An 8,850-nucleotide genomic window follows, 5' to 3' on the forward strand; every position below is an offset into this window, starting at 1 on the left:
GCAAGCCAGCTCCCACAGGGGAATGCATTTCAACTTTGGAATGCACTCCCCTGTGGGAGCTGGCTTGCCTGCGATAGCGTCAGTGAATACACCACCTACTTAGACAGAAAACGCATGCCTTCTTCCAGCCCACGCAACGTCAGCGGATACATCTGATCCTCCACCAACTCGCGCACAATCCCCGTCGACGCCGTATAGCCCCAAGTGTCTTTCGGGTACGGGTTAATCCAGATCAGCTTCTTGTACTTGGCCATGAAGCGCTGCATCCACACATACCCAGGCTCCTCGTTCCAGTGCTCGACACTGCCGCCGGCCTGGGTGATTTCATACGGCGCCATCGACGCATCGCCGATAAAGATCACTTTGTAGTCGGCGCCGTACTTGTGCAGCAGATCCTGGGTAGAGGTGCGCTCCGAAGTGCGGCGCTGGTTGTTCTTCCACACCGACTCGTACACGAAGTTGTGGAAGTAGAAGTACTCCAGGTGCTTGAACTCGGTTTTGCACGCCGAAAACAGCTCTTCGCAGATCTTCACGTGAGCGTCCATCGAGCCGCCGATATCGAACAGCAGCAACAGCTTGATGGTGTTGCGCCGCTCCGGGCGCATCTGGATATTCAGCAAGCCGGCATCCCGCGCCGTGTGGTCGATGGTGCCGTCGATATCCAGCTCTTCAGCCGCACCCTGACGCGCAAACTTGCGCAGGCGGCGCAGGGCGATCTTGATATTGCGCGTGCCCAGCTCGACCTGATCGTCGAGATTCTTGTATTCGCGCTGGTCCCATACCTTTACGGCTTTGCCCTGGCGTTTGCCGGCATCACCAACCCGGATACCTTCCGGGTTGTAGCCGCCGGAGCCAAACGGGCTGGTGCCGCCGGTGCCGATCCACTTGTTGCCACCGGCGTGGCGTTCTTTCTGTTCTTCCAGGCGTTTCTTGAATTCTTCGATCAACTTGTCCAGGCCGCCAAGGGACTGGATCTGCGCGCGTTCCTCATCGCTGAGCGAGCGCTCGAACTCTTTTCGCAGCCATTCCTCGGGGATCAACGCCTGCAGGTGGTCGTCGAGTTTTTCCAGCCCATTGAAATAGGCGCCGAACGCACGGTCGAATTTGTCGAAGTGCCGTTCGTCCTTGACCAGGATCGCCCGGGCCAAGTAATAAAACTCGTCCATGTCAGCGAAGACCACGCGCTGTTTAAGCGCGTTGATCAGGTCGAGCAGCTCGCGCACCGACACCGGCACCTTGGCGGCGCGCATCTCGTTGAACAGGTTGAGCAGCATCAGCGATTACCGCGACGGCTCATGAACGCCAGACGCTCCAGCAACTGCACGTCTTGCTCGTTCTTGACCAGGGCACCGGCCAGCGGCGGAATAGCCTTGGTCGGGTCGCGCTCGCGCAGCACCGCTTCGCCGATGTTGTCGGCCATCAGCAGCTTGAGCCAGTCGACCAGTTCGGAGGTGGACGGCTTTTTCTTCAGGCCCGGCACTTTGCGCACGTCGAAGAACACGTCCAGCGCTTCGCTGACCAAGTCCTTCTTGATATCGGGGTAGTGCACGTCGACGATCTTTTGCAGGGTGCTGCGGTCGGGGAACGCAATGTAATGGAAGAAGCAGCGGCGCAGGAACGCGTCCGGCAGCTCTTTTTCGTTGTTGGAGGTAATGATGATGATCGGGCGTTTCTTGGCCTTGATGGTCTCGTCGATTTCGTAGACGTAGAACTCCATCTTGTCGAGTTCTTGCAGCAGGTCGTTGGGGAACTCGATGTCGGCCTTGTCGATTTCATCGATTAGCAGGATCACGCGCTCCTCGGACTCGAAGGCTTCCCAGAGCTTGCCCTTTTTCAGGTAATTGCGCACATCGTGGACTTTCTCGTTGCCCAGTTGCGAGTCGCGCAGGCGGCTGACCGCATCGTACTCATACAGGCCCTGATGCGCCTTGGTGGTCGACTTGATGTGCCAAGTGATGAGCTTGGCGCCGAAGGACTCGGCCAATTGCTCGGCGAGCATGGTCTTGCCGGTGCCCGGTTCACCCTTGACCAGCAATGGCCGCTCCAGGGTGATGGCGGCGTTGACGGCCAGTTTCAGGTCATCGGTAGCCACATAGGCCTGGGTGCCTTCGAACTTCATTGGTCATTCCTCGAATTCATCAATGCCCGGACTATACCGCGCAGCCCCGGCGACTGTGAACGCAGACGGGTTATTCAGTCTCTGAATGGCCGGTCACATCGCAGTTCTGCTGCGGGGTCGTGCTTATGCTTATGTGGGAGCTGGCTTGCCTGCGATGCGAGCACCTCGGTGATTCAGGCAGACTGAGTTGATGCTATCGCAGGCAAGCCAGCTCCCACACAAGCCAGCTCCCAGGGTTAGTTGGCGGAAGGCTTGGGTTGTTCGTAGCGCGCATTGAACGCCTGGATGAAGCCATTACGCAAAATCGCCAAAAATGCGGAGAACGCGCTGATATCTTGCTGATGCACGCTGCCACTGAGTTCCACGCGGGTGGCAAACTGGTTTTTGTTCTGGTTCTTGAGCACGGTTTCGCTGGTGCCTACCACGGCTTCCCAGATCGAGCGGAAGATGTTTTTGTCCTTGTTCTCCACGTCCTGTTTCCAGTCGAACACTTCTACATCGCGCAGCAGCGGCTTGATATAGCCAGTGAGCTGGCCTTTTTCCGCTTGGGCTTCAATCACCACGTCGCCGGTGCCAGCCTTGAAGTCGAATTTGCCATAGGCCGAGGCGAAGTCGTTCATGCGTTTAAGTTGCAAGTCGCGGGCGCGGAAGCGGAATTCGAAGTCTTCAAAATTATTTAAAGGATCAAAGGTTGCGTTGGCCTCCATAGGGGCCTGGCCCTGCAGCAGGGCCTTGCCTTCGAATCGCGCGTCGCGTTTGCCTTTGAGGTCTACCACGTTGGTCAGGTTGTACAGACTGGCATTGACCTCGGTGGCCTTGATGTTCACCTGGGGCTTGGAGCTGAAATTATGAAAGGCGATCTTGCCATCTTCAATGCGCACTTCATTCAGCGTGATCGGCAGCAGTTTTTTCAACTGTTGCTGCCAGTCGGTGCCTTTACCGGTTTGGGACGCCTGTTTGTTGGCACCGCCGTCGACGAAGTTGATTTCAGGCTTTACGAAATGGCCCTCGGCGACGACGGCATGGTCGTACCACAGCGAGTGCCAGCTGACGGCAAATTCAATCAGCGGCGCGTTGACGAACGGCACAGGTACTTTACCGTCGACCTTGACGATTTTCAGGCCATTAATGCGGTAGGCGCCACGCCACAAGGCCAGGTCCACGTCAGTGACCTGGCCACGGTAGTCGCCCATGTCGGCCAGCTTGTCGTTCAGGTAATTGCGCACCAGATAGGGCAGGGCCAGGTCCAGGGCGATCAGTACTACCACCAGTACGGCGACGATCCATAGCAGCCCACTGTAGCGACGTTTCATGTCAATGCTCTCCAACGGTATAGGCGATGGACCGCACGCGCGGGCGCAACGTTCCTCTGACTGGACGCCCAAAGGCCTGAGGCATACCCTTGGGGCCTTCTTGAAATTGCCTTAAGGACCCGTCATGAGCCGTATCTTTGCCGACAACGCGCACTCCATCGGTAACACGCCCCTGGTGCAGATCAACCGCATTGCGCCGCGTGGCGTGACCATCCTGGCCAAGATCGAGGGGCGTAACCCGGGTTACTCGGTGAAGTGCCGCATTGGCGCCAACATGATCTGGGACGCCGAAAGCACCGGCAAACTCAAGCCGGGCATGACCATTGTCGAACCGACCTCCGGCAACACCGGCATCGGCCTGGCATTTGTCGCCGCCGCCCGTGGCTACAAGCTGCTGCTGACCATGCCGGCCTCCATGAGCATCGAGCGACGCAAAGTGCTCAAGGCCCTGGGCGCCGAGTTGGTGCTGACTGAGCCGGCCAAGGGCATGAAAGGCGCTATCGACAAGGCTGGCGAGATTGTCGCCAGCGACCCGGCCACCTACTTTATGCCGGCCCAGTTCGAAAACCCTGCCAACCCGGCTATTCACGAGAAAACCACCGGCCCGGAAATCTGGAACGACACCGATGGCGCCGTGGACGTGCTGGTGGCGGGCGTGGGCACTGGCGGCACCATTACTGGCGTTTCGCGCTATATCAAGAACATTGCGGGCAAGCCGATTCTGTCGGTGGCGGTTGAGCCGAGGGTATCGCCGGTGATCACCCAGGCGCTGGCCGGTGAGGAGATCAAGCCGAGCCCGCATAAAATCCAGGGCATCGGCGCCGGGTTTGTGCCGAAAAACCTCGACCTGTCGATGGTTGACCGCGTGGAGCTGGTGACCGACGACGAATCCAAGGCCATGGCCCTGCGCCTGATGCAGGAAGAGGGGATTTTGTGCGGTATCTCCTGCGGCGCCGCCATGGCTGTGGCCGTGCGTCTGGCCGAGAAGCCGGAAATGCAGGGCAAGACCATCGTGGTGATCCTGCCGGACTCCGGCGAGCGTTACCTGTCGAGCATGTTGTTCAGCGATCTGTTTACCGATCAAGAAAACCAGGCGTGATGATCTCCTGTGGCGAGCAGGCTTGCCCTGCGCTGGGCTGCGAAGCAGCCCTAAACCCGACGAATCGGTCTATCAGGTACACCGCGTAGTCTGAATTGGGAGTGCTTCGCACTCCAACGCAGGGCAAGCCTGCTCGCCACAACAAGCCTGCTTGCCACAACGGCTCCGCTCATCATCGGAGTTGATGTATATCAGCCGGTCGGCCTGGGCCTTCTGCATAATGGCCCAAGTGTTTATCATGGCCGGCTGCTACGTCTGGTTTCCCGTTGACGGGAGGTTGCTGGCCAGGCGCTTATTTTCAGGAGTTGCTGCATGACCTTTTCTTTGGCCGCCAAACTGTCGGTGCTGGCGTTGTTTATCGGCAGCATTCTGTATGTGCACTTGCGCGGCAAGGCGCGTTTGCCGGTGTTGCGCCAGTTCGTCAACCATTCGGCACTGTTCGCCCCGTATAACGCCTTGATGTACCTGTTCTCGGCCGTGCCGTCCAAGCCATACCTGGATCGCAGCAAGTTCCCGGAACTGGATGTGCTCAAGGACAACTGGGAGGTGATCCGCGAAGAGGCCATGCACCTGTTCGACGAGGGTTATATCCGCGCCGCCGAAAAGAACAACGACGCCGGTTTCGGCTCGTTCTTCAAGAAGGGCTGGAAGCGTTTCTACCTCAAGTGGTACGACAAACCCCTGCCATCGGCCGAGGCGCTGTGCCCGAAAACCGTGGCTTTGGTGAGCAGCATCCCTAACGTCAAGGGCGCGATGTTCGCGCTGTTGCCGGGCGGCAGCCACCTCAACCCGCACCGTGACCCGTTTGCAGGCTCCTTGCGTTATCACTTGGGCCTGTCCACGCCGAACTCCGACGACTGCCGCATCTTCGTCGACGGCCAGGTCTACGCGTGGCGCGACGGTGAAGACGTGATGTTCGATGAAACCTACGTGCATTGGGTGAAGAACGAAACTGAAAAGACCCGTGTGATTCTGTTCTGCGATATCGAACGCCCGCTGAGCAACCGCCTCATGACCGGCATCAACCGCTGGGTCAGCAAGCAGCTGGGTCGCGCGACTGCGCCGCAGAACCTGGATGACGAGCGTGTGGGCGGGATCAACCAGGCGTATGCCTGGAGCAAGACGTTCAGTGACAAGTTCAGTGGTGTGGTCAAGCAGTGGAAACGCAAGCATCCCAAGGCCTACCGCATTGCGCGGCCGGTGCTGGCTCTGGTTGTGCTGGTGCTGCTGTGGAAGTGGCTGTTCGGCTGATCTGAACACGGTCAAAACTGTGGGAGCAGGCAAGCCAGCTCCCACATTTGATCTCCCGTGTTGCTTAGGACGCGATCAACTGGCGCAGCACATAGTGCAAGATGCCACCGGCCTTGAAGTATTCCACCTCATTAAGCGTATCAATCCGGCACAGCACCTCAACCTTCTCGCTGCTGCCGTCTTCGCGGGTAATCACCAGCGTCAGGTTCATCCGTGGCTCGATCTCGGCATCGGTAAGCCCAAGAATGTCGATCTTCTCCTTGCCGGTCAGCTTGAGCGCCTTGCGGTTCTGATCCAGCTTGAACTGCAGCGGCAACACACCCATGCCCACCAGGTTGGAGCGGTGAATCCGCTCGAAACTCTCGGCAATCACCGCCTTGACCCCCAGCAGGTTAGTGCCCTTGGCCGCCCAGTCGCGGCTTGAGCCGGTGCCATATTCCTGGCCTGCAATCACCACCAGCGGCGTGCCCGAGGCCTGGTACTTCATGGCGGCGTCATAGATCGGCATTTTCTCGCCAGTAGGGATGTACAGCGTGTTACCGCCTTCTTCGCCGCCGAGCATTTCGTTGCGGATACGGATGTTGGCAAAGGTGCCGCGCATCATCACTTCATGGTTGCCCCGGCGTGAGCCGTAGGAGTTGAAGTCGCGTGGCTCCACGCCTTGCTCGCGCAGGTAGCGCCCGGCGGGGCTGTCGGTCTTGATATTGCCGGCGGGGGAGATGTGGTCGGTGGTCACCGAATCGCCCAGCAGGGCCAGCACGTTGGCGCCCTTGACGTCTTCGATCACCGGCAATGGCCCGGAAATATCGTCAAAGAACGGCGGATGCTGGATGTAGGTGGAGTCCTCCTGCCATACATAGGTCGCGGCCTGCGGCACTTCAATCGCCTGCCATTGCTCGTCACCGGCAAACACTTCGGCATATTCCTTGTGAAACATACCGGTGCTGACCTGCGCCACCGCATCGGCAATCTCTTTGCTGCTCGGCCAGATGTCTTTGAGGTACACCGGCTTGCCGTCCTTGCCTTCGCCCAGCGGCTCGCTGCTGATGTCGATACGCACGGTGCCCGCCAAGGCATAGGCGACCACCAACGGCGGCGAAGCCAGCCAGTTGGTTTTCACCAGTGGGTGCACGCGGCCTTCGAAGTTGCGGTTGCCCGACAGCACCGAAGCCACCGCCAGGTCGGCCTTCTGGATGGCTTTTTCGATCGGCTCAGGCAATGGCCCGGAGTTGCCGATGCAGGTGGTGCAACCGTAGCCGACCAGATCAAAGCCCAGCTTGTCGAGGTATTGGGTAAGGCCGGCCGCCTTGTAGTAATCGGTCACCACTTTGGAGCCGGGCGCCAGGGAGGTTTTCACCCACGGCTTGCTGGTCAGGCCTTTTTCCACGGCCTTTTTCGCCACCAGGCCTGCGGCCATCATCACGCTGGGGTTGGAAGTGTTGGTGCAGGAGGTAATCGCGGCGATCACCACCGCGCCGTTTTTGAGGCGATAGGTGTGGCCGTCGTACTCGTAATCGGTCTCGCCGACCAAATCCGCATTGCCCACGGCAACCCCGCCGCCGCCTTCACTTTCCAGGCGACCTTCTTCTTTGCTGGCGGGTTTGAACTGCAGGTCGAGAAAGTCCGTGAACGCCTGGCCAACATTGGGCAGTGACACACGGTCCTGCGGGCGTTTCGGCCCGGCCAGGCTGGCTTCGACACTGCCCATGTCCAGCGCCAGGGTGTCGGTGAACACCGGTTCCTGGCCGGCGTTACGCCACAGGCCCTGGGCCTTGGTGTAGGCCTCCACCAACTTGACGGTTTCTGCCGGGCGGCCCGACAGGCGCAGGTAGTCCAGCGTCACTTCATCCACCGGGAAAAAGCCGCAAGTGGCGCCGTATTCCGGGGCCATGTTGGCGATGGTAGCGCGGTCGGCCAGGGGCAGGTCGGCCAAGCCGTCGCCGTAGAACTCGACGAATTTGCCCACTACGCCTTTTTTACGCAGCATCTGGGTGACAGTCAGCACCAGGTCAGTGGCAGTAATACCTTCTTTCAATTTGCCGGTCAGCTTGAAGCCGATCACTTCCGGAATCAGCATCGACACCGGCTGGCCGAGCATCGCCGCTTCCGCTTCGATACCGCCCACGCCCCAGCCCAGTACACCCAGGCCGTTGATCATGGTGGTGTGGGAGTCGGTGCCCACCAACGTGTCGGGGAAGGCGTAAGTGCGGCCGTCTTCGTCCTTGGTCCACACCGTGCGCCCCAGGTACTCAAGGTTGACCTGGTGGCAGATGCCGGTGCCCGGTGGCACCACGCTGAAGTTGTCGAACGCACTTTGGCCCCAGCGCAGGAAGGCGTAGCGTTCGCCGTTGCGCTGCATCTCGATGTCGACGTTCTGTTCAAAGGCGCTGGTGCTGCCGAACTTGTCGACCATCACCGAGTGGTCAATCACCAGGTCCACGGGGGAGAGCGGGTTGATGCGCTGCGGGTCGCCACCGGCCTTGGCCACGGCGGCGCGCATGGCGGCCAGGTCGACCACGGCGGGTACGCCGGTAAAGTCTTGCATCAATACGCGGGCCGGGCGGTACTGGATCTCGCGGTCGGACTGGCGCTCTTTGAGCCAGGCGGCGATGGCCTTGAGGTCGGCGCCGGTGACGGTCTTGTTGTCTTCCCAGCGCAGCAGGTTTTCCAGCAGCACCTTGAGGGACATCGGCAGCTTGTCCAGGTCACCCAGGCTCTTGGCGGCTTCGGGCAAGCTGAAGTAGTGGTAAGTCTTGTCGTCGATTTGCAGGGTTTTGAGGGTTCTCAGGCTATCTAGCGATGACATTACATGACTCCTTATGGTCCGCACGGCTACGGACCTGACGGGACGAACAGAGCTTTCAACTTAGCCCTGTTTTCATTAGCAGGCTAATAACTGGACTCTATCGTTAAGTCCAAGGTTCCGAACTCGGCTATCATGCGCGCGTTTTCATGACAGGTATTGCGATAGCGCAAGGCCGGTTGAGTCACCAGGAGAGTTGATGAACACCCTTTTTATGCACTGCCGCCCGGGTTTTGAAGGCGAAGTCTGTTCCGAGATCGCGGAA

7 protein-coding genes are annotated in these 8,850 nt (G+C 59.4%); 3 read left to right on the top strand and 4 right to left on the bottom strand.

Annotated features, from left to right (window positions below; translation table 11 throughout):
* Window positions 1-95: 95 nt before the first annotated feature.
* From FEM54_RS16870 to FEM54_RS16880, 3 genes are all read right to left on the bottom strand, one after another.
* Entirely contained in the window at window positions 96-1,274 is a 1,179-nt protein-coding gene (locus FEM54_RS16870) for a vWA domain-containing protein (RefSeq protein ID WP_017137401.1), read from the bottom strand.
* Window positions 1,274-2,119 carry an AAA family ATPase gene (locus FEM54_RS16875; RefSeq protein WP_017137402.1) on the bottom strand — a complete coding sequence of 282 codons (846 nt, stop codon included), beginning with the start codon at window positions 2,117-2,119 and terminating at the stop codon, window positions 1,274-1,276. The genes FEM54_RS16870 and FEM54_RS16875 overlap by 1 nt, the downstream gene beginning before the upstream one ends.
* Before the next feature lie 236 nt (window positions 2,120-2,355).
* Window positions 2,356-3,432 carry a DUF748 domain-containing protein gene (locus tag FEM54_RS16880; RefSeq protein WP_017137403.1) on the bottom strand — a complete coding sequence of 359 codons (1,077 nt, stop codon included), beginning with the start codon at window positions 3,430-3,432 and terminating at the stop codon, window positions 2,356-2,358.
* Window positions 3,433-3,556: 124 nt separating this feature from the next.
* Between FEM54_RS16880 and cysK the strand changes: the two genes are divergently transcribed.
* Complete coding sequence (gene cysK / locus FEM54_RS16885) at window positions 3,557-4,531, top strand: cysteine synthase A (RefSeq protein ID WP_017137404.1); 975 nt, start codon at window positions 3,557-3,559, stop codon at window positions 4,529-4,531.
* Between the two features lie 312 nt (window positions 4,532-4,843).
* Window positions 4,844-5,782: an aspartyl/asparaginyl beta-hydroxylase domain-containing protein gene (locus tag FEM54_RS16890; RefSeq protein ID WP_138452026.1), complete on the top strand. Its 939-nt coding sequence runs from the start codon at window positions 4,844-4,846 to the stop codon at window positions 5,780-5,782.
* A gap of 64 nt (window positions 5,783-5,846) precedes the next feature.
* Here FEM54_RS16890 and acnA read toward each other — a convergent pair whose 3' ends face one another.
* Window positions 5,847-8,588: an aconitate hydratase AcnA gene (gene acnA / locus FEM54_RS16895; protein WP_099548671.1), complete on the bottom strand. Its 2,742-nt coding sequence runs from the start codon at window positions 8,586-8,588 to the stop codon at window positions 5,847-5,849.
* Window positions 8,589-8,784: 196 nt separating this feature from the next.
* Here acnA and FEM54_RS34665 point away from each other — a divergent pair.
* A partial coding sequence (locus tag FEM54_RS34665; protein WP_240792758.1) for a hypothetical protein occupies window positions 8,785-8,850 on the top strand: 66 nt, incomplete at its 3' end.

The organism is Pseudomonas edaphica, assembly GCF_005863185.1.
GTDB classification, from domain to species: Bacteria; Pseudomonadota; Gammaproteobacteria; order Pseudomonadales; family Pseudomonadaceae; genus Aquipseudomonas; species Aquipseudomonas edaphica.

Bases quoted from the DNA above. Each gene is read 5' to 3' on its own strand.
- FEM54_RS16870 (WP_017137401.1), bottom strand. From the start codon at position 1,274: ATGCTGCTCAACCTGTTCAACGAGATGCGCGCCGCCAAGGTGCCGGTG.
- FEM54_RS16875 (WP_017137402.1), bottom strand. From the start codon at position 2,119: ATGAAGTTCGAAGGCACCCAGGCCTATGTGGCTACCGATGACCTGAAA.
- FEM54_RS16880 (WP_017137403.1), bottom strand. From the start codon at position 3,432: ATGAAACGTCGCTACAGTGGGCTGCTATGGATCGTCGCCGTACTGGTG.
- cysK (WP_017137404.1), top strand. From the start codon at position 3,557: ATGAGCCGTATCTTTGCCGACAACGCGCACTCCATCGGTAACACGCCC.
- FEM54_RS16890 (WP_138452026.1), top strand. From the start codon at position 4,844: ATGACCTTTTCTTTGGCCGCCAAACTGTCGGTGCTGGCGTTGTTTATC.
- acnA (WP_099548671.1), bottom strand. From the start codon at position 8,588: ATGTCATCGCTAGATAGCCTGAGAACCCTCAAAACCCTGCAAATCGAC.